The organism is Acidovorax sp. LjRoot38 (assembly GCF_964252975.1).
Taxonomy (GTDB): domain Bacteria; phylum Pseudomonadota; class Gammaproteobacteria; order Burkholderiales; family Burkholderiaceae_C; genus Acidovorax; species Acidovorax facilis.
Genome location: NZ_CAXUPT020000005.1, coordinates 418,214 through 440,291, shown reverse-complemented (window position 1 = coordinate 440,291; position 22,078 = coordinate 418,214). Strand labels below are relative to the sequence as shown.

At 67.5% G+C, this 22,078-nt stretch carries 20 protein-coding genes; 12 read left to right on the top strand and 8 right to left on the bottom strand.

Annotated elements, in window-relative coordinates; translation table 11 throughout:
• Positions 1-29: 29 nt before the first annotated feature.
• The 3 genes from ACSQ22_RS12110 to ACSQ22_RS12100 form a co-directional block, all read right to left on the bottom strand.
• Positions 30-329, bottom strand: a complete 300-nt coding sequence (locus tag ACSQ22_RS12110) for a BTH_I0359 family protein (protein ID WP_055392879.1) — start codon at positions 327-329, stop codon at positions 30-32.
• Positions 330-523: 194 nt separating this feature from the next.
• Complete coding sequence (locus ACSQ22_RS12105) at positions 524-1,690, bottom strand: DUF3108 domain-containing protein (RefSeq protein ID WP_436130430.1); 1,167 nt, start codon at positions 1,688-1,690, stop codon at positions 524-526.
• 20 nt (positions 1,691-1,710) lie between these two features.
• Entirely contained in the window at positions 1,711-2,493 is a 783-nt protein-coding gene (locus tag ACSQ22_RS12100; RefSeq protein ID WP_436130429.1) for an IclR family transcriptional regulator, read from the bottom strand.
• 102 nt (positions 2,494-2,595) lie between these two features.
• Here ACSQ22_RS12100 and ACSQ22_RS12095 point away from each other — a divergent pair, with 102 nt between their 5' ends.
• Positions 2,596-3,606 carry a fumarylacetoacetate hydrolase family protein gene (locus ACSQ22_RS12095; protein WP_436130428.1) on the top strand — a complete coding sequence of 337 codons (1,011 nt, stop codon included), beginning with the start codon at positions 2,596-2,598 and terminating at the stop codon, positions 3,604-3,606.
• 96 nt (positions 3,607-3,702) lie between these two features.
• On the top strand, positions 3,703-4,680 hold the full coding sequence (locus tag ACSQ22_RS12090) for a Bug family tripartite tricarboxylate transporter substrate binding protein (RefSeq protein WP_056745756.1): 978 nt from the start codon (positions 3,703-3,705) through the stop codon (positions 4,678-4,680).
• A 120-nt stretch (positions 4,681-4,800) separates the two neighbouring features.
• Here ACSQ22_RS12090 and ACSQ22_RS12085 read toward each other — a convergent pair whose 3' ends face one another.
• The 3 genes from ACSQ22_RS12085 to ACSQ22_RS12075 all read right to left on the bottom strand — a co-directional run bounded on the left by ACSQ22_RS12085 (position 4,801) and on the right by ACSQ22_RS12075 (position 7,565).
• Positions 4,801-5,214: a VOC family protein gene (locus ACSQ22_RS12085; RefSeq protein ID WP_436130427.1), complete on the bottom strand. Its 414-nt coding sequence runs from the start codon at positions 5,212-5,214 to the stop codon at positions 4,801-4,803.
• A gap of 130 nt (positions 5,215-5,344) precedes the next feature.
• Entirely contained in the window at positions 5,345-6,367 is a 1,023-nt protein-coding gene (locus tag ACSQ22_RS12080) for a zinc-binding alcohol dehydrogenase family protein (RefSeq protein ID WP_436130426.1), read from the bottom strand.
• 58 nt (positions 6,368-6,425) lie between these two features.
• Positions 6,426-7,565 (bottom strand): alkene reductase, encoded by a 1,140-nt coding sequence (locus ACSQ22_RS12075; protein WP_436130425.1) that lies wholly within the window; start codon positions 7,563-7,565, stop codon positions 6,426-6,428.
• 132 nt (positions 7,566-7,697) lie between these two features.
• Here ACSQ22_RS12075 and ACSQ22_RS12070 point away from each other — a divergent pair, with 132 nt between their 5' ends.
• The 5 genes from ACSQ22_RS12070 to ACSQ22_RS12050 all read left to right on the top strand — a co-directional run bounded on the left by ACSQ22_RS12070 (position 7,698) and on the right by ACSQ22_RS12050 (position 12,917).
• The gene (locus ACSQ22_RS12070; RefSeq protein ID WP_436130424.1) at positions 7,698-8,621 is read left to right on the top strand and encodes a LysR family transcriptional regulator; all 924 of its coding nucleotides are present in this window, start codon (positions 7,698-7,700) and stop codon (positions 8,619-8,621) included.
• Between the two features lie 194 nt (positions 8,622-8,815).
• Positions 8,816-9,541, top strand: a complete 726-nt coding sequence (locus ACSQ22_RS12065; protein ID WP_436130423.1) for an alpha/beta fold hydrolase — start codon at positions 8,816-8,818, stop codon at positions 9,539-9,541.
• A gap of 122 nt (positions 9,542-9,663) precedes the next feature.
• Positions 9,664-10,827 carry an iron-containing alcohol dehydrogenase gene (locus tag ACSQ22_RS12060; protein WP_436130422.1) on the top strand — a complete coding sequence of 388 codons (1,164 nt, stop codon included), beginning with the start codon at positions 9,664-9,666 and terminating at the stop codon, positions 10,825-10,827.
• 174 nt (positions 10,828-11,001) lie between these two features.
• The gene (locus ACSQ22_RS12055) at positions 11,002-12,093 is read left to right on the top strand and encodes an alpha/beta hydrolase family protein (RefSeq protein WP_436130421.1); all 1,092 of its coding nucleotides are present in this window, start codon (positions 11,002-11,004) and stop codon (positions 12,091-12,093) included.
• A 143-nt stretch (positions 12,094-12,236) separates the two neighbouring features.
• Positions 12,237-12,917, top strand: a complete 681-nt coding sequence (locus tag ACSQ22_RS12050; protein ID WP_436130420.1) for a type 1 glutamine amidotransferase domain-containing protein — start codon at positions 12,237-12,239, stop codon at positions 12,915-12,917.
• A 178-nt stretch (positions 12,918-13,095) separates the two neighbouring features.
• On the opposite strand, the gene ACSQ22_RS12045 is transcribed toward ACSQ22_RS12050, so the two are convergent.
• Positions 13,096-13,998: a LysR family transcriptional regulator gene (locus tag ACSQ22_RS12045; RefSeq protein WP_121422074.1), complete on the bottom strand. Its 903-nt coding sequence runs from the start codon at positions 13,996-13,998 to the stop codon at positions 13,096-13,098.
• A gap of 180 nt (positions 13,999-14,178) precedes the next feature.
• Between ACSQ22_RS12045 and ACSQ22_RS12040 the strand changes: the two genes are divergently transcribed.
• The 5 genes from ACSQ22_RS12040 (at position 14,179) to ACSQ22_RS12020 (ending at position 19,859) form a co-directional block, all read left to right on the top strand.
• Positions 14,179-14,907: a pirin family protein gene (locus ACSQ22_RS12040; protein WP_436130419.1), complete on the top strand. Its 729-nt coding sequence runs from the start codon at positions 14,179-14,181 to the stop codon at positions 14,905-14,907.
• Between the two features lie 132 nt (positions 14,908-15,039).
• Positions 15,040-15,732, top strand: a complete 693-nt coding sequence (locus ACSQ22_RS12035) for a hydrolase (protein WP_436130418.1) — start codon at positions 15,040-15,042, stop codon at positions 15,730-15,732.
• A 161-nt stretch (positions 15,733-15,893) separates the two neighbouring features.
• The gene (locus ACSQ22_RS12030) at positions 15,894-17,795 is read left to right on the top strand and encodes an amidohydrolase (RefSeq protein WP_436130417.1); all 1,902 of its coding nucleotides are present in this window, start codon (positions 15,894-15,896) and stop codon (positions 17,793-17,795) included.
• 14 nt (positions 17,796-17,809) lie between these two features.
• Positions 17,810-18,205, top strand: coding sequence for a DoxX family protein (locus ACSQ22_RS12025; protein ID WP_436130416.1), 396 nt, complete (start codon positions 17,810-17,812; stop codon positions 18,203-18,205).
• Positions 18,198-19,859: an MFS transporter gene (locus ACSQ22_RS12020; protein WP_436130415.1), complete on the top strand. Its 1,662-nt coding sequence runs from the start codon at positions 18,198-18,200 to the stop codon at positions 19,857-19,859. The genes ACSQ22_RS12025 and ACSQ22_RS12020 overlap by 8 nt, the downstream gene beginning before the upstream one ends.
• A gap of 97 nt (positions 19,860-19,956) precedes the next feature.
• Here the strand turns inward: ACSQ22_RS12020 and ACSQ22_RS12015 are convergent, their stop codons facing one another.
• A complete protein-coding gene (locus ACSQ22_RS12015) occupies positions 19,957-22,053 on the bottom strand; it encodes a molybdopterin-containing oxidoreductase family protein (RefSeq protein ID WP_436130414.1) in 2,097 nt (698 codons plus the stop codon).
• Between the last annotated feature and the right edge of the window lie 25 nt (positions 22,054-22,078).

Sequence of the window (22,078 nt, the reverse complement as noted above, 5' to 3'; positions counted from 1 at the left end):
TCCAGGGATGGCTGCTGTGGAGGATGCGGTCAGTGCACCACGACCGGGTTCTGTGCCAGGCCCGCATAGCGGTCCAGCGCGTCTTCCACTTCTTCCTGTGTGGGGGTGTCGCGCTGCCAGGCCAGGATCTGCTCCTGGAACATCTCGGCCCAGGAACCGTCCAGGTACACCTCTTTGCCGGAGCGCTTGTCCACGATTTCAAAGCCGTGGCGCGCGAGCTGGGGAACGGCGGGGGCGGTGTCGTTGAGCACCTGGGCGCTCTTTTTCTCCACGGCGTCGGGCAGCATGTGGACCACCACGAAAGATTCTGAGTCGTAGAGCATGTGCATCGTGTTCCCCTTGTCGATATAGATGTCAGATGACAGCGGGTGCGCAGAGTTCAAGTGGCACAGGCAAAGCCCGTGGCTTTTGTTCCCTTGCCGATGCAGTATTTCATGAAAACCCGGTGCTTCCGGTTTCGCGGGTCTATTTTGGTGGGATGGCGCTCCTGCGCAACACTTTTTAACAAGACCCCTCCAGACCATCAAGGCGGGCCGCTGCGGCTCAGTTGCAGGTCGGCGAAGTCGCCGTTGGCTTGGGTCAGCTTGATGCGTACTGGCAGATAACCCAGTGCGGGGGCCACCCACAGTTCGGCCTTCTGGTCGTAGTCCTTGCGGGGCAGGCGCTGCAACTTGAGGGTGGGCGTGGCGCCTGCGGGCAGGTCCAGTGTTTCTGCACCCTCGATGGTGAAGGTCCAGCGGTCGGCGCTGCGCGCGCTCACCGTGGTGAGCGTGATCTGGGTGCCGGTCACAAACCGGGCGGGATCGGCGGCGAGCAGGGCACCGAGTTGGATGAACACACTCAGCCGGTCCTGCACCCCCGGGCCCACGGTGGCGTCCGGCGTGTTGGCGCTGAAGGTGACCCGGCTCTTGGTGTAGTCGAAGTGCGCTGCCTGCTCGCTGCGCGACCGGTCCGAGAACCGCTCCGGCAGCAGCCCCTGGGCCGTGATCGCACCCACACTGCGCTGCGCCCGGGTGCCAACCAAAAACGCGCTGATCTCCTGCCGCGCCTCGTAGCGGCTGCCATCGTGCTGCCACAGCAGCTCGGCGCGGGCGCTGTAGGCAAATTTCTTGGCCTGCCCACTCACGTCAAACGCCAGCCGTGTAGGCGGGGGCAGGCGCACAGGCGGTGGTGCCGTGTTGGGCGTGTGGTCCGTGCCAGCCCCGGGCGGGGCGATGTCCACGCCTGTTGTGGCTTCAGAGGGGAGAGGCGCTGATGATGCCTGGGCTGGTGCCGATGCAGGGGAGGCTGCCGTTGTGGGGAGCGTTTCCTCCACAACGGTCGAGACAGCTTCGGCGGGGGCGGCCAGCGCGACGTCTGCACCCGCCTCGGTGCTGGGGGCCGTGGCCTCGGTGGAGGGGGATGCAGGGGGTGGCGCCAGGGCGGCCGGGGGCTGGGGTGTTGCCCGTGCCTGTGGTTTGGGGCGCGCGGGCGGCTTGGGCGCGACCGCAGGTTTCGCCGCAATTGGGGCAACGGCTGCCACAGCTGCCACAGCGGCAGCGGGTGGCGGGGGGGCCGCAATGCTGCGCGTGCTGAACACTTTGCCGACAGGCGACCGGGGGCTGTCCCAAGCCAGCGGCACGCCGCTCAGCACCAGCCAGTGCAGGGCCAGCACCAGGACTGTGATGAGAAACAGCGCGCGCCGTGGCATCTACCTGCGTGCCGGGGCCGTCAGGCGCTGCCCGCGCCCAGATCACTGGAGAGCTGGGCCGCAGCCGCGCGCAGCGGCGCGTCGATGGCGCCGCCCCACTCGGGGTCGAAGGTGGCAATCGAGCCCAGCGTGGTGATGCCCAACTCCAGGTGGCCGTCCGCGTCAAACACGGGTGCGCAGAACGCCACGATGCCGGGCAGCAAGGTATCTACCACCCGCGCGGCACCGCGTTCGCGTACCTCGGCGAGCAGGGTATTGACCTCGGTCATGGTCGAGGGCAGGTCGGTGCGGCGCATCTTCACGGCGCGGGCCAGCTCCTCCTTGAGCAGCGGCGCCACCACATCAGGCGCCATGTGCGCCGCAAAGCAGCGGCCGGTGGCCGACGACAACAGCGGCATCACGTCACCCAGGCGCAGGTTGGCAGTGACAGCCTGGGGCGATTCCTCCCAGTGCACGATGGTGGGGCCGTGGTTGCCCCACACCGCCAGCGCCAGCGTGTGACCGATGGTTTCCATCAACGCGGGCATGCGTTCGCGGGCCAGGCGCACGCCATCGAGCCGTGTGAGCGAGGCCAGCCCCAGCTTGAGTGCGGCCGGGCCCAGGTCATAGCGCGCGGTGCGGGGGTCTTGCGTGACCAGGCCCAGGCGCTGAAAGCTCACCAGATAACGGTGCGCCTTGGCCGCGCTCATGCCCGCCGAGGCGGCCACATCCTTGAGCATCAGCGGTCCGCGCGAGCGTGTCAGCCCCTCCAGCAGGGCAAAACCCACCTCGACCGATTGAATTCCTGCACGTTCTTTGTCCATGTGCACTAAAATTTGCGAGTTTTGTTTAGTTAAATCAATTTACCCAAGCGTAATTCGTGTTGGGTGAAACCTTCAACCCCTTGAGACAAAGGTCCTGCCACCATGAAACTCGCTACCTACAAAGACGGCTCGCGCGACGGCCAACTGGTTGTCGTCTCCCGCGACCTTGGAACGGCCCATTATGCGACCGGCATTGCCGGCAAGATGCAGCAGGTGCTGGACGACTGGGGCTTCATCTCGCCCCAGCTGCAGGACCTGTACGACCAGCTCAACAGCGGCCGCGCGCGCCACGCCTTTCCGTTTGACCCCGCCCAGTGCATGGCCCCGTTGCCCCGCGCGTACCAGTGGGCGGACGGCTCGGCCTACATCAACCACGTTGAACTGGTGCGAAAAGCGCGCAACTCCGAAGTGCCCGAAAGCTTCTACACCGACCCCCTGATGTACCAGGGCGGCAGCGACGACTTCATCGGCCCCTGCGACGATGTCGTGGTGCCCAGCGAAGCCATGGGCATCGACTTCGAGGCCGAGATCGCCGTCATCACTGGCGACGTGAAGATGGGCACCAACGCCGACCAGGCGCTGGACGGCATCCGCCTGGTGATGATTGCCAACGACGTGAGCCTGCGCAACCTGATCCCGGCCGAGCTGGCCAAGGGTTTCGGTTTCTTCCAGAGCAAGCCCGCCACCGCTTTCGGCCCCGTCGCCGTCACACTGGACGAGCTGGGCGACGCCTGGGACCACGGCCGCGTCAACCTCACCGTGCAGTCCACCTGGAACGGCCGCAAGGTCGGCATGTGCGACGCGGGTCCTGAAATGACCTTCCACTTCGGCCAGCTCATTGCCCACATCGCCAAGACGCGCAACGTGCGCGCCGGCTCCATCGTGGGCAGCGGCACCGTGAGCAACAAGGGCGTGGAGCAGAACGGCCGCATGGAATGGCCCAAGGGCTACAGCTGCATCGCCGAAAAGCGCTGCATCGAAACCATCCAGGACGGCAAGCCCAGTACCGACTTCATGAAGTTTGGCGACACCATCCGCATCGAGGTGAAAGGCAAGGACGGCGCCAGCATTTTTGGCGCCATCGACCAGACCATTGCCTCACCGGCCGCCTGAGGCCCGGCAGAGCAAAATCTGAATAAAAACGGCTGCATGCGCTAGAGGAACATGCGCTTGCAGCTATCAAATTCATAGTATCAAGGAGACAACCCCATGCAACGCCGTACCCTCTTGTCCGCCCTGGCCGCCGCAGGCGCTACTACCGCCGCGCCCTGGGCCGCCGCCCAGTCCGCCTGGCCCGACCAGCCCCTGCGCTGGGTGGTGCCGTACCCCGCCGGTGGCGGCACCGACGTGCTGGCCCGCACCGTGGCCGAGGCCATGCGCCAGACGCTGGGCCAGCAGATCGTGGTGGACAACCGCCCTGGCGCCTCCACCAACATCGGCGGCCAGATGGTGGCCACGGCCAAGCCCGACGGCAACACCTTCATGTCGGCCGACAACGCCATCCTGGCTTACAACGAACACCTGTTCACCAAGCTGCCGTTCAACCCTGAAAAGGACTTCACCTACGTGGGCGGCATCAGCCGCTTTCCGCTGGCGCTGGTGGTGCACCCGGCGTTTGAAGCCAAGACGGTGAAGGAATTCCTCGCCTACGCGCGCGCCAACCCCGGCAAGCTCAACTACGCATCGCCCGGCAATGGTTCGCCACACCACTTGGCGATGGAGATGTTCAAGAACCGCACCAAGACCTTCCTCACCCACATTCCCTACCGCGGCGCCGCGCCCGCGCTGCAGGACGTGATGGGCGGCCAGGTGCCCTGCATGTTCCTGGACCTGGCCGCTGGCCTGCCCGTCATCACCTCGGGCAAGGTGCGTGCGCTGGCCATTGGCTCGGCCAAGCGCGTGGCCGCGCTGCCCGACGTGCCCACGCTGGCCGAGGCGGGCGTGCCCAACACCGAAGTGTTTGCGTTCCAGGGCATCCTGGCGCCCGCCGGTCTGCCCGCTGCGATCACGGCGCGCCTGAACGGCGACCTGAACAAGGCCCTGCTCAACCCCGCCGTGGTCAAGCGCATGGCCGACTTCGGCATGGAAGCCCTGCCCGGCACGCCGGAGCAGTTCCGCGCCATGGCACGCTCCGAGTCCAAGCGCTGGGGCGAGATCATCAAAGCGGCAGGCGTGAAACTCGACTGACCCCCCTGAGCGGCTGCGCCGCTTCCCCCCAGGGGGACGCACCCGGTGGCCTGGCAAAGCCAGTTCCACGGGTGCACTCGCTTGGCGACGCGCCCTCTGCGGAGGGTGCAGCGGTGTTTCTTACTCCGGCAGGTGGCACACCGCCTCGATGTTGTTGCCCTCGGGGTCGATGACAAATGCGCCGTAATAGTGGGGGTGGTAGTCGGGCCGCAGGCCCGGGGCGCCGTTGTCTTGGCCCCCGGCTTCGATGGCGGCGCGGTAGAAGGCATCGACCTGGGCCCGCGTGGTGGCCCGCCACGCCAGGTGGCAACCCGTGGTGGCGGGCGGGCCGCCGTAGGGCGAGGGGCCATCGATGAACCACACATCCGCCTTCTTGCCGTCGGGCTCGGACGGCGCCGGGTAGGAAAAGCCCAGCATGTTCGAGCCGTAGTTGCCCTCAAAACACAGGCTGTAGCCCAAAGGCGCAAGGGCGGCGGTGTAGAACGCCTTGGTGCGTGCGATGTCGGTGACGCGGAAGGTCATGTGGTCCAGCATGGGAGGTCTCCTCGGGTTGTGGTTGCCCTGATTTATACCTGAAAGACTGTTTATAAATACAGTATTTTTCAGTCCGACACACAATCTGCCGCGCGGGTGGTGCTACGCCCCCTGCATGGCCCGCAGTTCTTCAGGCCCACCCCTCCAGCACCAGCTTGCCCCGCGCCTTGCCGCTCTCGATCAGCGCATGCGCGCGTTTCAAATTCTCGGCATTGATGGTGCCAAAGCGCTGGTCCAGCGTGGTGCGAATCAGCCCCGCATCCACCAACTGAGCCACCTCGGTCAGCAGGCGGTGCTGGCCGATCATGTCGGCGGTGCCGAACAGTGCGCGGGTGAACATCAGCTCCCAGTGCAGCGACACCGACTTGCGTTTGAACTTCGTCACGTCGAGCGACACCGGGTCGTCGATCAGCGCGAACTGGCCTTGGGGCGCAATGGCCTCGACGATCTGATCGAAGTGTGCGTCGGTCTGCGTGAGGCTCACGACGATGTCCACCGTGGGGTGGCCGATGCGGGCCAGCTCTTGAGTGAGCGGCTGGCTGTGGTCGATGACGTGGTGGGCGCCCAGGTCGCGCACCCACTGCTGCGTTTCGGGGCGCGATGCGGTGCCGATGATCGTGAGGCTGGTGAGCCGCGCCGCCAGCTGCGTGAGGATGGAGCCCACGCCGCCGCTCGCGCCAATGACGAGCAGGGTCTTGTGGGTGGGCTGCTTGCCAGGGGCCACACCCAGGCGGTCAAACAGCAGCTCCCACGCGGTGATGGTGGTCAGCGGCAGCGCGGCGGCTTCGGCAAAGTCCAGCGATTGGGGGGCATGGCCCACGATGCGTTCATCCACCAGGTGCAGTTCGCTGTTGGTGCCCTGGCGTGCGATGGAGCCCGCGTACCAGACGCGGTCGCCGGGCTGGAACAGTGTCACCTCCGGGCCCACGGCGCGGACGATGCCGCTGGCGTCCCAGCCCAGCACCTTGTAGTCGGGCCCGTCGCCGCTGCGTGAGCTGCTTTTGCGCACTTTCGTGTCCACGGGGTTGACCGAAACGGCGTGCACTTCCACCAGCAGATCGCGGCCCGTGGCCACCGGGTCGGGCAGGGTGATGTCGAGCAGCGACTCGGGGTGGTCGATGGGGTGGGCGGTTTGGTAGCCGATGGCTTTCATGGCGGGTCCTTGTGTGTCGGTGGATTGGTGATCGGGAAAAAGTGCGATGGCGGAGGGGCTACGCCAGAGCGGCGGTTGCCGCATCCTCAGCGGCTGCGCGGGCAGGGGCGTAGTCGCTGTAGCCCTGCTCGGCGCCGCCGAACAAGGTCGCAGGGTCAAATGCGGCCAGGGGCAGCCCGGCGGCGTAGCGCGCCGGCAGGTCGGGGTTGGCAATGAAGGGGCGGCCAAAGGCCACGAGGTCTGCCATGCCGGATGACAGGATCTGCTGCGCGCGCTCGGGCGTGTATTTGCCCGCCACGATCACGCGGCCGCTGTAGGCATTGCGCAAGGCCTGGCGGAAGTCATCGGGGATGCTGGGGGCATCGTCCCAGTCGGCCTCAGCCAGGTGGATGTAGGCCAGGCCCAGCGTGTCCAGCTGGCGCGCAAGGTGCAGCATGGTCGGAATGATCTCGGGGCAGTTCATGTTGCGCTGGGTGATGAACGGGGCCAGGCGCATGCCGGTGCGCTCGGCGCCCGCCTCACTGGCCACGGCGGCGGCCACTTCGCGGGCGAAGCGGGTGCGGTTGTCCATGGTGCCGCCGTAGGCATCTGTGCGATGGTTGGACGTGGTGCGCAGGAACTGGTCGATGAGGTAACCGTTGGCCCCGTGGATTTCCACCCCGTCAAAGCCTGCCCGCATGGCGTTGGCAGCGGCGCGCCGAAAGTCGTCGATCACACCCGCGATCTCCGCGGTGCCCAGCGCCCGCGGCACCGGGCAATCGACCATACGGCCCACGCCGTCGTCGCCCACCACCCAGACTTTGGCCTCGGGCGACAAGGCGGACGGCGCCACGGGCAGGCCATCGGCGTGAAAGCTGGGGTGCGACATGCGGCCCACGTGCCACAACTGCAGCACCATGCGGCCGCCAGCGGTGTGCACGGCATCCGTCACCCGGCGCCAGCCTTGCACCTGGGCTTCGGTGTAGATGCCTGGCGTAAAGCTGTAGCCCTGGCCCTGGCGCGAAATCTGGGTGGCCTCGCTCACGATGAGCCCGGCGCTGGCCCGCTGGGCATAGTAGGTGGCCATCATCGCGTTGGGCACGTCACCGGGCTGGGTGCTGCGAGCCCGGGTCATGGGCGCCATCACCATGCGGTTGGGCAAGGTGAGGGGGCCAAGCGCCAAAGGGGCAAAAAGGGGAGCTGTGGCAGGGCGGGTCATGGTCAAAGCTTGTGGAGTGGGCTGGACAGGCTTGTATGGTCGCTTTGTCTTGTTTATTTTTTAATAGGCTGCCTATTGAATGAATATTCAAAGAAAATTTGAAGATGGCCAGCTCAACGCCACGACCAAGACATGAAAAGCCTGCAAGACCTTGACATCTTTGTGCGCACTGTGGACAGCGGCAGCCTGTCGGCCACGGCCCGGGCGCTGGACCTGACCCCGGCAGCGGCCAGCGCGGCACTCAAGCGGCTGGAGGCCGAGCTGGGCGTGCTGCTGTTCGTGCGCTCCACGCGCAGCCTGCGGCTCACGCCCGAGGGCTCGCTGTTTCTGGAGCACTGCCGCCCCGCGCTGGCTGCGCTGCAGCAGGTGCAGGGGCAGCTGGCCAGCGGCAGGGCGGGTGCGCTGAGTGGCACGCTGCAGCTGGCGGCGCCGTCGGACCTGGGGCGCAATGTGCTGCTGCCCTGGCTGGATGCGTTCCAGACCCAGCACCCCGGCATCACCGTGCGTTTGCAACTGTCGGACCGCATGGCCAACGTGTACAGCGAGCCGGTGGACGCCGCCTTTCGCTATGGCAAGCCCCAGGATTCGGGCCTGGTGGCGCTGCCGCTGGCGGCCGAGCACCGGCGCGTGCTGTGTGCGGCGCCGGCCTACCTGGCGGCCCACGGCGCGCCCCCCACCCCGCATGCGCTGGTGGACCATGACTGCCTGTGCTTCATGCTGGGCGAGGATGTGCACGACCGCTGGCGGTTCTGGGATGCGGCGGGCCAGGAGGCGCAGGTGCGCGTGCGCAGCCACAACGTGGCCAATGACGGCGATGCCGTGCGCCGCTGGGCCGTGCTGGGCCGGGGCATTGCCTACAAGTCGTACTTTGACGTGGCGCACGACCTGGCCGCCGGCCGTCTGGTGCCACTGTGCACCGACTGGACCACGGAGGCGGTCCCGCTGTTTCTGGTGGCCCCCAGCCGCAGGCAGCTCACGCCGCTGGTGCGCGCGCTGCGTGACTTCATGGCCACGCGGCTGCAGGCGCAGCAGCCGCAGCAAGAGGTCGCCTTCTGATCTTGGTGGGTCGCGGGAGAGGGAGGAGAGGGAGGGGGCGTGCCGCCGGCCGCCAATCGGTGGTCCGGATTCAGCGAGTGCCTGGGGCGGGGCGGTTTTACGCTCCGGTCGGAGTGGGGCGCCAAGCCATCGCTCGCCCGCCTGGCGGCGCAACTGGCGCCCAGCATTTCTCCCCAAGACCCAAAGGCATCTTCATGAATATCGTTCTTTTGCACGGCAGCTGGCATGGCGCCTGGTGCTGGCACAAAGTGGTCCCGCTGCTGCAGGCCCGGGGGCACCAGGTGCATGTGCCTAACCTGCCCGCCCATGGCCGCCACTGGCGGGTGGCGCGGGGGCGCACCACGCTCTCGGCCATGGCGGCGCATGTGTGCCGGGTGCTCGATGCGCTGGATGGCCCGGCGCTCATCGTGGCGCACAGCCGGGGCGGCATTGTGGCGTCCACAGTGGCCGAGTTGCGGCACCACAAGCTGGTGGGTGTGACCTACCTGGCCGCCTACATGCTGCGCCATGGCGAGCGGGTGACGGACTTCTTCCGCCAGGACAAGACCTCGCTGGTGGCGCGCCACATCCATGTCAGCCGCAGCACCTTGACCGACCAGCTGGCGCCCGAGGCCTACCGCCCCGCGCTGTACGCCGATTGCTCGGATGCCGACGTGGCGCTGGCCCAGGCGCTGCTCACGCCCGAGCCCTCGCTGCCCGCACTCACCCGGCTTGCGCTGACGGCGCCGCGCTACGGCAGCGTGCCCCGGCACTACATCGAGCTGACGCAGGACCGGGCCGTGACCATCGAGCTGCAGCGCAAGATGATCGCGGCCTCGCCTTGCGCCACGGTGTCATCCATCGAGGCGAGCCACTCTGCGTATTTCTCGCAACCCCAGCGGCTGGCGGACACCGTGCACCAGATTGCCGGTTTTCGCTGACGGGCCCGGGATGAGCGCGGCGGCCGCAGGGCTATCGCCCACGCGACGCCGCCGGGGCGCGGGTGCGCCGCACAATGCGACCCCCAACGGCGCATGCGCCGGCCTCGCCCAGAAAGACCCCCATGCTGAATTTCGACTTCCACAACCCCACCCACATCGCCTTCGGCCAGGGCCGCATTGCCGACCTGGCCAAGCTCGTGCCCGCTGCCGCCAAGGTGCTGATCCTGGCGGGCGGTGCCAGCGCCGAAAAGACCGGCACCCTGGCCGAGGTGCGCGCCGCGCTGGGCGAGCGCCAGCACGCCACCTTCAGCGGCATCGAACCCAACCCGAGCTACGAGACCTCCATGAAGGCCGTGGCGCAGATCCGCGAAGGCGGGTTTGACTTCTTGCTGGCCGTGGGTGGCGGTTCGGTGATCGACGCCACCAAGTTCATCGCGGCCGCTGTCCGTTTTGAAGGCGATGACCCCTGGGCCATCCTCGAAAAGCACGGCCGCAACATCAAGGGCGCCATGCCGTTTGGTTCCGTGCTCACGCTGCCCGCCACGGGCTCGGAGATGAACAACGGCGGCGTCATCACCCACCGCGCCAAGGGCGCCAAGCTGTCGTTTGGCAGCGTGCACACCTACCCGGTGTTCTCGGTGCTCGACCCCACCAAGACCTACACCCTGCCACCCCAGCAACTGGCCAATGGCGTGGTGGATGCGTTTGTGCACACGGTCGAGCAGTACCTGACCTACCCGGTCAACGCACCCGTGCAGGACCGGTTTGCAGAAAGCATCCTGCAGACGCTGATCGAGATCGGCCCGCGCCTGCTGACCGCCCCCGAGCCTGTGTACGACGACCGCGCCAACCTGATGTGGGCCGCCACCATGGCGCTCAACGGCCTGATCGGTGCGGGCGTGCCGCAGGACTGGGCCACGCACATGATCGGCCACGAGCTGACGGCGCTGCACGGCATCGACCACGCGCGCACCCTGGCCATCGTGCTGCCCGCGCTGCTGAACGAGCGCCGGGTGGCCAAGCGCGCCAAGCTGCTGCAGTACGGCGAGCGCGTGTGGGGCATCACCACCGGCAGCGAGGACGAACGAATCACCGCCGCCATCGAGCGCACGCGCGATTTCTTTGAAAGCATGGGCATCGCCACGCGCCTGTCGGGCTACGGCCTGGGCGCCGACATCGTGGGCGCCGTGGTGGCGCAGCTCGAAGCGCATGGCATGGTGACCCTGGGCGAGCAGCGCGAGATCACCCCGGCTGTGAGCCGCCGCATCCTCGAAGCTGCGCTGTAAATGCTAGTGGGCGGGGAGGGAGGGGGTCTCGGCCCTCTCTCCTGCTCGCCCCGCCTGCGCTGCATTTCGCGCCGCGCAGCAGCGTTTCGTCGCAGGGCGCTGGAGCCCGCCGGTTGTGCCACCTACAGTGCCGTCAAGCCACCTCTCTGGGTGGCATCTGACGAAAGGCGCACCGTGACCCTCATCCTCATCCTGGCCCTCCGCTCCGCGTGGCGCAACGCCCGTGCCCCGCTGCTGGCAGCTTTTGTGGCAATGCTGGCCTGGGCCACACCGGCATCGGCCCAGTACGCCGGTCTGCGCACCCTGGTGGTACCGGGCGCAGAGCCCGTGACCGTGGCGCTGTTCTACCCCACCCCGGTGGTGGCGCGCACCCAGCCCATGGGGCCCTGGCGGCCCGTGGTCACGCCGGGCGCCCCGGTGGCAACCGCGCCCCTCAAGGGCCTGATCCTCATCTCGCACGGCACGGGCGGCCATGAACTGGGCCACCACAACCTGGCCACGCGCCTGGCGGCCGACGGCTATCTGGTGGCAGCGCTGCGCCATCCGGGCGACAACTGGGAAGACCGGTCGATGATCACCTCGGGCCGCTATTTCAGCGAGCGCCCCCGCCAGGTAAGCCGCGTGCTGGACGCACTGCTGGCCAGCCCCGAATGGGGCCCCCGCATTCCGGCCGGGCGCATTGGCGCCGTGGGCCATTCGGCAGGCGGCTACACCGTGCTGGCCCTGGCCGGTGCGCAGGCCGAACCGGCCCGTGCGGCGCAGCACTGCCGCAGCGTGTCGGACGACCCCGGCTTTTGTAGCCTGGGCAAGCTGCCCGCCCGTGGCCAGACCACCCAGACTACCAAGGAGGCCCCTGCGGCCGCCACCGCGGTATCCACACAGGCCGGCGCCCCCGCGCTCGATGGTCCGCTGGTCTCGGTGGCAGACCCCCGCATCCGCGCCGTGGTGGCCATGGCGCCCATGGGGGTGGTGTTCACGCCCCACAGCCTGAAGGCTATCAGCGTACCCGTGCGGCTGATGTTGGCCGAGCGCGATGTCGTGCTTGTGGGCCTCTACCACGGCGGCTATGTGGCGGCGAATTTGCCGTCTGCACAGGCCAACACCGTGCCGGGTGCAGGCCACTTCGCCTTCATGGCCCAGTCTGTCTGGCCGCTGGCGTCCGAGGCGGGAGACGCCGCCGCCAACCCCGAAGGCTTTGACCGCGTGGCGTACCACGCCGCGCTGGAGAACGAGGTGGCGGAGTTCCTGGCCAGGCAGCTGCGCTGAGATGCTGGGGGGCTTACAGCGCGGTAGTACCGTCCTGTAAGCCAATGCCGCAAACCTGCCTGCATCGCGGGACAACGGGCCCTATGGCTGGTACGGTGGTGGTTTGCTTTTTCCGATCAATCCCCACAACGAAAGCGACCTCCATGGCACACATCCTCATGGTTCTGACGTCCCACGACCAACTGGGCGACACCGGCAAAAAGACGGGCTTCTGGCTGGAAGAGTTTGCGGCACCGTACTACGTGTTCAAGGATGCAGGCGTGCAGATCACGCTCGCATCGCCTCACGGTGGCCAGCCGCCCCTGGACCCCAAAAGCGACGACGAAAACGCCCAGACCGATGCCACGCGCCGCTTCAAGGCCGATGCTTCAGCGAAGCAGCAGCTGGCCAGCACCGTGCTCCTGTCCAGCGTGAAGGCCGAGGACTTTGACGCCGTGTTCTACCCCGGCGGCCACGGCCCCCTGTGGGACCTGGCCGAAGACGCGCAGTCCATTGCCCTCATCGAAAAGACCTTTGCGGCCGGCAAGCCGCTGGCGCTGGTGTGCCACGCACCCGGCGTGTTGCGCCACACCAAGGCGCCCGACGGGTCGCCCCTGGTGAAGGGCAAGAAGGTCACGGGTTTCACCAACACCGAAGAAGACGCTGTGCAGCTGACCCAGATCGTGCCCTTCCTGGTGGAAGACATGCTCAAGGCCAACGGTGGTGTGTATTCCAAAGGCCCTGACTGGGCACCCTATGTGCTGACCGATGGCACGCTGATCACAGGGCAGAACCCGGCATCGTCCGAGCAGGGCGCCCATGCCTTGCTCAAGCAATTGGGTTGATGAGGAAAAGGGGCTTCGGCCCCATATTTGCGCCGGGTGGACGCACCGGGTTATCCGTGTTCCACATTGGAAGCAAAAAGGGCAGCCAGCGCTTTATCCATCAGCGCAAGCAGCTATCCAATTGAAAGTGATCGTGTGGTGATGCCTGTCGCCAGCCCACGCAACGCTCTCGCTTCATTCAATACGGCAGGATGCCTGGCAACAGCGGGCGGTCCAGCCGGTGGCGCCACCACTTGAGTGCCTCGCCCATGTGCTCGGGTCGCCAGGCCAGCCAGAAGGTTTCGTCCGGGCGGGGCTCCTCCACCTGCAACTCCACCAGAATGCCGGTCTCCAGCTCCACGCGCACACAGGCGCGGGGCACAAAACCGTGGCCCAGACCTGCGGCCTGGCAAGCGATCTTGGCCTGCATCGATGGCACGGTGATACGGCGCTGGCCTGACAGTAACCCCACCGTGCGGTCGTTCAGCGAGCGCGCCCCGTCGCCCACCACCACGGCCGTGTGTTCCAGCAAGTCGCTGCGCGTGAGCGGCCGCTGCAGCTTGGCCAGCGGGTGTGTGGCCGTCACGCAAAAAGCGAAGGCCAGGCTGCCCACGGCCACCGCCTTGTAGCCACCCCCCGCTGGGCCTTCGCCTGCGGCCACGACGATGTCTGCGCGCCCTTCGCGCAGCGCCTCCCAGGTGCCTGTCAAGGCTTCGCTGCTGATGCGCAGTCGGGTGCCGCAGTGCAGGTCTTCAAACGCGCAGATGTCCTGGTTGAACGCGTGCGTGGGGATGAGCGAGTCGTGCATCAGCCGCAGCTCGGACTCGAAGCCCGTGGCGATCTGCCGCATCCGCGATTCGAGCTGCTGCGCGGCGGCCAGCAGCCAGCGCCCCTCCTTGAGCATCTCTTGGCCGGCAGGGGTGAGCGTGACGCGCGGGCCGTTGCGGGTGAACAGGGCCAGGCCCAGCTGGTCTTCCAGCTTGCTCACGGCGTACGAGATGGTGGACGGCACCTTGTGCAGCCGCTCGGAGGCACCTGCAAACGAGCCGTGGCGGGCAATGGCGTCGATGGTTTCAATGGCTTCCAGCGTGAGTTTCAACATGGCCCAATTCCTTGATCTGCATCATCGAAATTATCGATGATGAGTTGGAAAACCTTTCAGCATACGCCCCGGAACGGCGCGAGATACTTTCTTCACCGCAGCACTGAAGCCTTGATGAATAGGGCGGTGAGGCAAAAACCTCCCAGTGTGAATCACATCGACGAAGAAAGGACCTGCACCATGCTCGACATCCGCAAAGCCCAACACCGCGGCAACGCCAACCACGGCTGGCTCCATTCGCGCCACACCTTCTCGTTCGGCCACTACCACGACGCCAACCAGCAAGGCTTCTCCGACCTGCTGGTCATCAACGACGACCGCGTGGCCCCGGGCAAGGGCTTTGGCACCCACCCGCACCGCGACATGGAAATCTTCTCGTACGTGCTGGAAGGCGCGCTGGAGCACAAGGACTCCATGGGCACGGGCTCGGTCATCCGCCCCGGTGACGTGCAGATGATGAGCGCCGGCACCGGCGTGCGCCACAGCGAGTTCAACCACTCAGGCGTTGAGCCCGTGCATTTCCTGCAGATCTGGATCGTGCCCGGTGCCCGCGGCGCCGCACCCCGCTACCAGCAGGTGCATTTCAGCGAGGCCGACAAGCGCGGCCGCCTGCGCCAGATCATCTCGCCCGAGGGGGCCGACGGATCGCTGGCCGTGCACCAGGACGCCCGGGTGTACGCCGGCTTGTTCGACGGCAGCGAAGAGGCGGCCGATCTGGACGTGGGCCCGGGCCGCAACGTGTATGTCCACGTGGCCCGCGGCAGCCTGGACGTGAACGGCGAGCGTCTGTCCGAAGGCGACGGCGCCCGCATCCGCGACGCTGGGGCCCTGCGCTTTGCCAACGGCGAAGGCGCCGAGGTGCTGGTGTTCGACCTGCGGCCCAACGAGCTGCCCACGATGCCGCACTGAGCGAATGGAGGGCCCTGAGGAGTGGGTGGGTGGGCGATGCCGCCCATCACCTGCGCTCCGGCCCGCCGCATTGCCTTGTCTATTTTTTGTTTTTCTCGACGTCCTTCATCTTCAATTTCCAGGCAGTTCACCATGACCAACGCCAACACGACCGCCGCAGCCAACGCCACCGCCCGCCCCGTCGCCTACGCCAAGCCCGGCGCCACGCTGCTCAACGCCGGCGACCACACCCTGGTCATGATCGACTTCCAGTCGCAGATGGCCTTTGCCACGCACTCCATCGATGCGATCACGCTGCGCTCCAACGCCGGCCTGGTGGCCAGCGCGGCCGCCGGGTTTGGCGTGGACACCATCCTCACCACCGTGGCTGAGAAGAGCTTCAGCGGCCCCATGTTCGAGGAAGTGACCGCACCGTTCCCCGGCCAGGCGCTGCTGGACCGCACCTCCATGAACACCTGGGAAGACGAGGCCGTGATCGCACGGGTCAACGCCATCGGCAAGCCGCGCATCGTGCTGGCCGGCCTGTGGACCAGCGTGTGCATCGTGGGCCCGGCACTGTCGGCGCTGGACCAGGGCTTCGAGGTGTATGTGATCGCCGACGCCAGCGGCGACATCTCGGCCGAAGCCCACAACCGCGCCATGGAGCGCATGGTGCAGGCCGGCGCGCGGCCCATCACGGCCCTGCAGTACCTGCTGGAGCTGCAGCGCGACTGGGCGCGGGGCGAGACGTACGACATGACGACGGGCATCGCCAAGAAGTTCGGCGGCGGCTATGGCCTGGGCATCACCTATGCCAAAAGCATGTTCAACGCCCAAGAAGCCTAAAAAATGGGTGCATTGGCCTACTGCGCGACCCGATCCCGCACCTGCGGTTCTCGCCGTACGCTTGTACGGCTGCTGTCCTCGATGCAGGCTAGGGCCGCTCGCTACGGCCAATGCACCCTTTTTGCGCTCTGCCATTGCTGAATTTTCGAAGCCCGAAGACCATGACACAACCTGCCATCACCCCCGACCTCATCCTGCGCAACGGCCGCTTCACCACGCTGGACCGCGCCCATCCCACGGCCAGTGCGGTCGCCATTGCGCAAGGGCGCTTCACCAAAGTCGGCGACGACCGCGAGGTGATGGCCCTGGCCGGTGCGGGCACGCGGGTCATCGACCTGGGTGGGCGCAGCGTGCTGCCGGGGCTCATCGACAACCACCTGCACATCATCCGCGGCGGCCTCAACTTCAACATGGAACTGCGGTGGGACGGGGTGCGCAGCCTGGCCGACGCCATGGCCATGCTCAAAGCGCAGGTGGCGGTGACGCCCGCGCCGCAGTGGGTGCGCGTGGTGGGCGGTTTCACCGAACACCAGTTTGCGGAAAAGCGCCTGCCCACGCTGGCCGAGCTGAACGCGGTGGCGCCGGACACACCCGTGTTCATCCTGCATTTGTACGATCGCGCGCTGCTCAACGGCGCCGCGCTGCGCGCCGTGGGCTATGGCAAGGACACGCCCGCGCCGCCCGGTGGAGAGATCGTGAGCGACAGCGCGGGCAACCCCACGGGCCTGCTGCTGGCCAAGCCCAATGCGGCCATCCTGTATGCCACGCTGGCCAAGGGCCCCAAGCTGCCGCACGACTACCAGGTCAACTCCACGCGCCACTTCATGCGCGAGCTCAACCGCCTGGGCGTGACCGGCGCCATCGACGCAGGCGGCGGCATGCAGAACTACCCGGATGACTACGACGTGATCCAGGAACTGGCCGATGCCGACCAGCTCACCATTCGCCTGGCCTACAACCTGTTTACACAAAAGCCCCAGCACGAGAAGGAAGACTTCCTGAACTGGACGGCCACCTCGCAGTACAAGCAGGGCACGGACTACTTTCGCCACAACGGCGCGGGCGAGATGCTGGTGTTCTCCGCCGCCGACTTCGAGGACTTCCGCCAGCCCCAGCCCGAGCTCACGCCCGGCATGGAAGGCGAGCTGGAAGAGGTGGTGCGCATCCTGGCGCAGAACCGCTGGCCCTGGCGCATGCACGCCACCTACGACGAGACCATCGAGCGCGCGCTCAATGTGTTCGAAAAGGTCAACCAGGACACGCCGCTGGCCGGCCTGAACTGGTTCTTCGACCACGCCGAGACCATCTCGGAAAAGTCCATCGACCGCATCGCCGCCCTGGGCGGCGGCGTGGCCGTGCAGCACCGCATGGCCTACCAGGGCGAGTACTTCGTGGAGCGCTACGGCGCCGCGGCGGCCGAGGCCACGCCCCCGGTCAAGCGCATGCTGGAGAAGGGCGTCAATGTGTCCGCCGGCACCGACGCCACCCGCGTGGCCAGCTACAACCCCTGGGTGTCGCTGTCCTGGCTCGTCACCGGTAAGACGGTGGGCGGCCTGCAGCTCATGCCGCAGCGCAACTGCCTCACGCGCGACCAGGCCCTGCGCATGTGGACCGAGAACGTCACCTGGTTCAGCAACGAGCAGGGCAAGAAGGGCCGCATCGAGGCGGGCCAGCTGGCCGACCTCGTCGTGCCCGATCGCGACTTCTTTGCCTGCCCCGAGTCCGATATCGCCGACACCACGGCCCTGCTCACCGTGGTGGGCGGCAAGGTGGTCTATTGCGTGGGCGACTTCGCGCGCTTCGACGACGCGGCCCCGCCGCCCGCCATGCCCGACTGGTCGCCCGTGCGCACCTTCGGCGGCTACGGCGCCTGGGGCGCTCAGGGAGGGCCAGACGGCGCGCCGCTGCAGGCCGTGCTGCGCAACGCGGCGGCGAACTGCGGCTGTGCGAGCAACTGCAACCTGCACGGCCACGCCCATGCCACGGCCTGGAGCAGCAAGCTCCCCGTGTCCGACCTGCAGGGCTTTTGGGGTGCGCTCGGCTGCGCCTGCTGGGCGGTGTGACGGTGCAGAACGCATTGCAAACCGCCGCCACCGCGCCCTGGGTGCAGACGCTGGCGCTGCTGTGCCTGTGCGCCGCCTACCTGCAGGGCGGCATCGGCAAGGCCCGCGACTTTGCGGGTGCCGTGGCCGAGGTGCGCTCGCTCGGCCTGGCGCCCGCGGCGCCCATCGCCGCCGCCACGCTGGTGCTGCAGCTCTCGGCCTCGGCGCTCATCCTGTCGGGCTGGTACCGCTGGCTGGGGGCGCTCGCCCTGGCAGGCTTCACGGCGCTGGCCGCCTTGCTGGCAGACCGCTTCTGGGCCGCGCCGCCCGCCGAGCGGCAGCGCAGTGCCAACGCATTTTTTGAACACTGGGGCCTGGTGGGCGGCATGCTGCTCGTCGCCTGGCACGACCTCGGAGGCCGCCATGTCTGATCACCGCCCAACCAAACCCGACACCACCACCGCACCGGGCAGCTTTGCGCCGCTGGCCATCCCCGTCTTTGCGGTGCTGTGGACCGCCACCGTGCTGGGCAACATCGGCAGCTTCATGCGCGACGTGGCCAGCGCCTGGATGGTGACCGAACTTTCGTCCAGCCCCACCGCGGTCGCCCTGATCCAGACCGCCGCCACCCTGCCGGTCTTTCTGCTCGCCATCCCTGCGGGCGTGCTGTCGGACATCTTGGACCGCCGCCGCTTCCTCATCGGGGTGCAGGTGCTGCTGGCGGCCGTCAGCGGAACGCTTCTCATCCTGGCCAACACCCACACGCTGACGGTGGAGTGGCTGGTGGCCCTGACCTTTGTGGGCGGTATCGGTGCCGCGCTCATGGGGCCCACCTGGCAGTCCATCGTGCCCGAGCTGGTGCCGCGCAGCGAGCTCAGGAGCGCCGTGGCGCTCAACTCGCTTGGCATCAACATCGCACGCGCCATCGGCCCGGCGGCGGGCGGCCTGCTGCTGGCCAGCTTCGGCGCGGCCATGGCCTACGGCCTGGACGTGCTGAGCTATGTGTTCGTGATCGCCGCGCTGCTGTGGTGGAAGCGCCCCAAGGCCGAGGCCTCAGGCCTGAACGAGCAGTTCTTCGGCGCCTTCCGCGCCGGCGTGCGCTACGCCCGCGCCAGCCGCGAGCTGCATGTGGTGCTGCTGCGCGCAGCCGTGTTCTTCCTGTTCGCCAGCTCCGTCTGGGCGCTGCTGCCGCTGGTGGCGCGCCGCATGCTGGGCGGCTCGGCAGGCTTTTACGGCGTGATGCTGGGCGCCGTGGGCGCGGGCGCCATCCTGGGCGCCGTGCTGCTGCCGCGCCTGCGCCAGCGGCTCAACACCGACGGCCTGGTGCTGCTGGCCTCGCTGCTGACCGCGGCCGTCATGGGCGTGCTGACCGTGGCCCCGCCCCAGTGGGCCGCCGTGGCGCTGATGCTGGTGCTGGGCCTGGGCTGGATCATCGCGCTGACCACCCTCAACGGCGTGGCCCAGGCCGTGCTGCCCAACTGGGTGCGCGGCCGGGGCCTGGCCATCTACCTCATGGTCTTCAACGGTGCGATGGCAGCCGGCAGCCTGGGCTGGGGCCTCATCGCAGGGCAGGCCGGCTTGCCGGTTACGCTGCTGATGGGCGCGGCCGGCCTGGTCGTGGCGTCGCTCATCTTTCACCGCGTGAAGCTGCCCACCGGCGAGGCCGACCTGCAGCCCTCGAACCACTGGCCCGAGCCCCTGCTGGCGGAGCCCGTGGCGCACGACCGGGGCCCGGTGATGGTGCAGATCGAATACCGCATCGCCAAGCCCGACCTGCCCGCCTTCCTGCAGGCCATGCAGCACCTGTCTGCCGAGCGCCGCCGCGACGGCGCCTACGCCTGGGGCGTGGCCGAACACACGGGCGAGCCGGGCCGGGTCATCGAATGGTTCCTCGTCGAATCGTGGGCCGAGCATCTGCGCCAACACCACCGCGTGTCCAAGGCCGATGCCGACCTGCAAGCGGAGGCGCTGCGTTTCCATGTCGGTCCGAAGCGGCCCGTGGTGCACCACTTTCTGGCACTGACGGCTGGCGGATCGGATGGGCAGGGCGCAGCCCCTTCAACCACGGCCTTGCACACGCATTGACGAAGAATGTGATTGAAAATGGCCTCTAGCGCTTATTGGATAAGCGCTGGCAGCTATCAAATTGATATTGCGTCTGGTTAGCAGGTGACGCCCGCGATCAGGCGGATGCCAACGCCAGGGTGTCCGCCGAACTGGCCTCCACCTCCACCAGGCAGTCATAAAACGTCGGCGCGCGGCCCAAGTCCGTGAGGGCCTGGCTGGTGACCTCGTTCACGTTGGTACCGTTCAGCCCCAACTTGCGCCACCAGATGCCCAGGCCATTCACAACCCCGGGCCGTGCGCGGCGCGACACGGTGGCGTGGCACAGGTAGCTGCCCCGGTCGTTGAACACGCGCACCACGGCGTCGTTGGCAATGCCGCGTGCTTCGGCATCGTCGGGGTGGATCTCCAGCACCGGGCGGCCCTCGATGTTGCGCAGGCTCTGCACGTTCACGAAGGTGGAGTTCAAGAAGTTGCGCGCGGGCGGCGAGATCATGGCCAGCGGGTAGCGGGCGTCCGTGCCCTGCAGTTCGTAGTTGGGCAGGTGGTCGGGCAGGCCGTCCAGGCCCTGGGCGGCCAGGCGGGCGCTGTAGAACTCGCACTTTCCAGAGGGTGATGGGAAGTTGCCTTCGGCGAACGGCGCATCGGGCAGCGCCAGCGTGGCAAAGCCTTGGCTTTCGAGCAGTGCGTAGTCCACTGCGTCGCCAAACGCCTGGCGGCACAGGGCCTCGTCGCTCTCGGCAAAACAGGGCTCGGCAAAGCCCATGCGCGCTGCCAGGTCGCGGAAGATCTGTGCGTTGCTGCGCGCCTGGCCCTGCGGCGCGATGGCGGGGCGGTTGAGCAGCACGTCGGTGTGGCCGTAGCTCAGGTGCACGTCCCAATGCTCCAGCTGCGTGGTCGCGGGCAGGATGTAGTCGGCGTAGTCGGCCGTGTCGGTCTGGAAGTGCTCCAGCACCACCGTGAACAGGTCTTCGCGTGCAAAGCCTTGCACTACCTTGCCCGAGTCGGGGGCCACGGCCACGGGATTGCTGTTGTAGACCACGACGGCCTCCACCTTCGGGCCGAACGCGGGCGAGGCCTCGCGCAGCAGGTCGTCGCCAATGGTGGACATGTTGATGGTGCGCGGTGTCTGGGCGGGCATCAGGTCGGGTCGCTGCAGCACGGCGCGCTGCGCGGGGAACTGGCCCGAGCTGGACAGCAGCACGCCGCCCGCGCGGTGGCGCCAGGCGCCCGTGAGCGCAGGCAGGCAGGCCACGGCGCGCACCGCATTGCCGCCGCCACGCACACGCTGCATGCCGTAGTTCAGGCGGATGGCGGCGGGCTTCGTCGTACCGTAGTCCTTGGCCAGCTGGCGGATCTGCTCCACCGGAATGCCGCACACCTCGGCCGCGCGTTCGGGCGGCCACTGCAGTGCGCGCTCGCGCAGCTGGTCCCAGCCCAGCGTGTGGCGGGCGATGTAGTTGTGGTCCAGCCAGTCGTTCGCGATCAGCTCGTGCATCAGCGCCAGTGCCAGCGCGGCGTCGGTGCCGGGGCGCAGGGCAATGTGCTCGTGGCATTTGTCGGCCGTCTCGCTCTTGCGGGGGTCAATGCACACCAGCTTGGCGCCATTGCGCTTGGCCTGCTGGGCATAGCGCCAGAAGTGCAGGTTGCTGCCGATGGAGTTGCTGCCCCAGATGATGATGAGCTGCGATTCGGCAAAAAACTCCACCTTCATGCCCACCTTGCCGCCCAGGGTCTGCACCAGAGCCTCGGCCCCGGCCGATGCGCAGATGGTGCGGTCCAGCTGCGAGGCGCCCAGCTTGTGGAAAAAGCGTCGGTCCATGCTCTCGCCCTGCACCATGCCCATGGTGCCCGCGTAGCTGTAGGGCAGGATGGCTTCGGGCGCGCGCGCGGCGATAGCCTGCAGGCGCTGGGCGATGTCGCTCAAGGCTTCGTCCCAGGTCACGGGCACGAACTGGCCGGCCCCCTTGGCGCCCGCGCGTTTGAGCGGCGTGAGCACGCGCTCGGGATGGTAGCTGCGCTCGGTGTACTTGCTCACCTTGGCGCACAGCACGCCGTCGGTGTGCGGGTGAGCGGGGTTGCCCTGTACGCGGGTGGCCACGCCGTTCTCTATGGTCGTCAACAGGGCGCAGGTGTCCGGGCAGTCGTGGGGGCAGGTGCCGCGCACCTGAGTCGGTACAGATAGAGGGGGATTTGCAGCAGAAGACGTGGGCATTTGGTAGGTTGATCGTTAAACTGGC

Bases quoted from the DNA above. Each gene is read 5' to 3' on its own strand.
- ACSQ22_RS12110 (WP_055392879.1), bottom strand. From the start codon at position 329: ATGCACATGCTCTACGACTCAGAATCTTTCGTGGTGGTCCACATGCTG.
- ACSQ22_RS12080 (WP_436130426.1), bottom strand. From the start codon at position 6,367: ATGAAAGCCATCGGCTACCAAACCGCCCACCCCATCGACCACCCCGAG.
- ACSQ22_RS12045 (WP_121422074.1), bottom strand. From the start codon at position 13,998: ATGTTGAAACTCACGCTGGAAGCCATTGAAACCATCGACGCCATTGCC.
- ACSQ22_RS12100 (WP_436130429.1), bottom strand. From the start codon at position 2,493: ATGGACAAAGAACGTGCAGGAATTCAATCGGTCGAGGTGGGTTTTGCC.
- ACSQ22_RS12090 (WP_056745756.1), top strand. From the start codon at position 3,703: ATGCAACGCCGTACCCTCTTGTCCGCCCTGGCCGCCGCAGGCGCTACT.
- ACSQ22_RS12015 (WP_436130414.1), bottom strand. From the start codon at position 22,053: ATGCCCACGTCTTCTGCTGCAAATCCCCCTCTATCTGTACCGACTCAG.
- ACSQ22_RS12035 (WP_436130418.1), top strand. From the start codon at position 15,040: ATGACCAACGCCAACACGACCGCCGCAGCCAACGCCACCGCCCGCCCC.
- ACSQ22_RS12040 (WP_436130419.1), top strand. From the start codon at position 14,179: ATGCTCGACATCCGCAAAGCCCAACACCGCGGCAACGCCAACCACGGC.
- ACSQ22_RS12020 (WP_436130415.1), top strand. From the start codon at position 18,198: ATGTCTGATCACCGCCCAACCAAACCCGACACCACCACCGCACCGGGC.
- ACSQ22_RS12065 (WP_436130423.1), top strand. From the start codon at position 8,816: ATGAATATCGTTCTTTTGCACGGCAGCTGGCATGGCGCCTGGTGCTGG.
- ACSQ22_RS12060 (WP_436130422.1), top strand. From the start codon at position 9,664: ATGCTGAATTTCGACTTCCACAACCCCACCCACATCGCCTTCGGCCAG.
- ACSQ22_RS12030 (WP_436130417.1), top strand. From the start codon at position 15,894: ATGACACAACCTGCCATCACCCCCGACCTCATCCTGCGCAACGGCCGC.
- ACSQ22_RS12070 (WP_436130424.1), top strand. From the start codon at position 7,698: ATGAAAAGCCTGCAAGACCTTGACATCTTTGTGCGCACTGTGGACAGC.
- ACSQ22_RS12105 (WP_436130430.1), bottom strand. From the start codon at position 1,690: ATGCCACGGCGCGCGCTGTTTCTCATCACAGTCCTGGTGCTGGCCCTG.
- ACSQ22_RS12095 (WP_436130428.1), top strand. From the start codon at position 2,596: ATGAAACTCGCTACCTACAAAGACGGCTCGCGCGACGGCCAACTGGTT.
- ACSQ22_RS12085 (WP_436130427.1), bottom strand. From the start codon at position 5,214: ATGCTGGACCACATGACCTTCCGCGTCACCGACATCGCACGCACCAAG.
- ACSQ22_RS12050 (WP_436130420.1), top strand. From the start codon at position 12,237: ATGGCACACATCCTCATGGTTCTGACGTCCCACGACCAACTGGGCGAC.
- ACSQ22_RS12075 (WP_436130425.1), bottom strand. From the start codon at position 7,565: ATGACCCGCCCTGCCACAGCTCCCCTTTTTGCCCCTTTGGCGCTTGGC.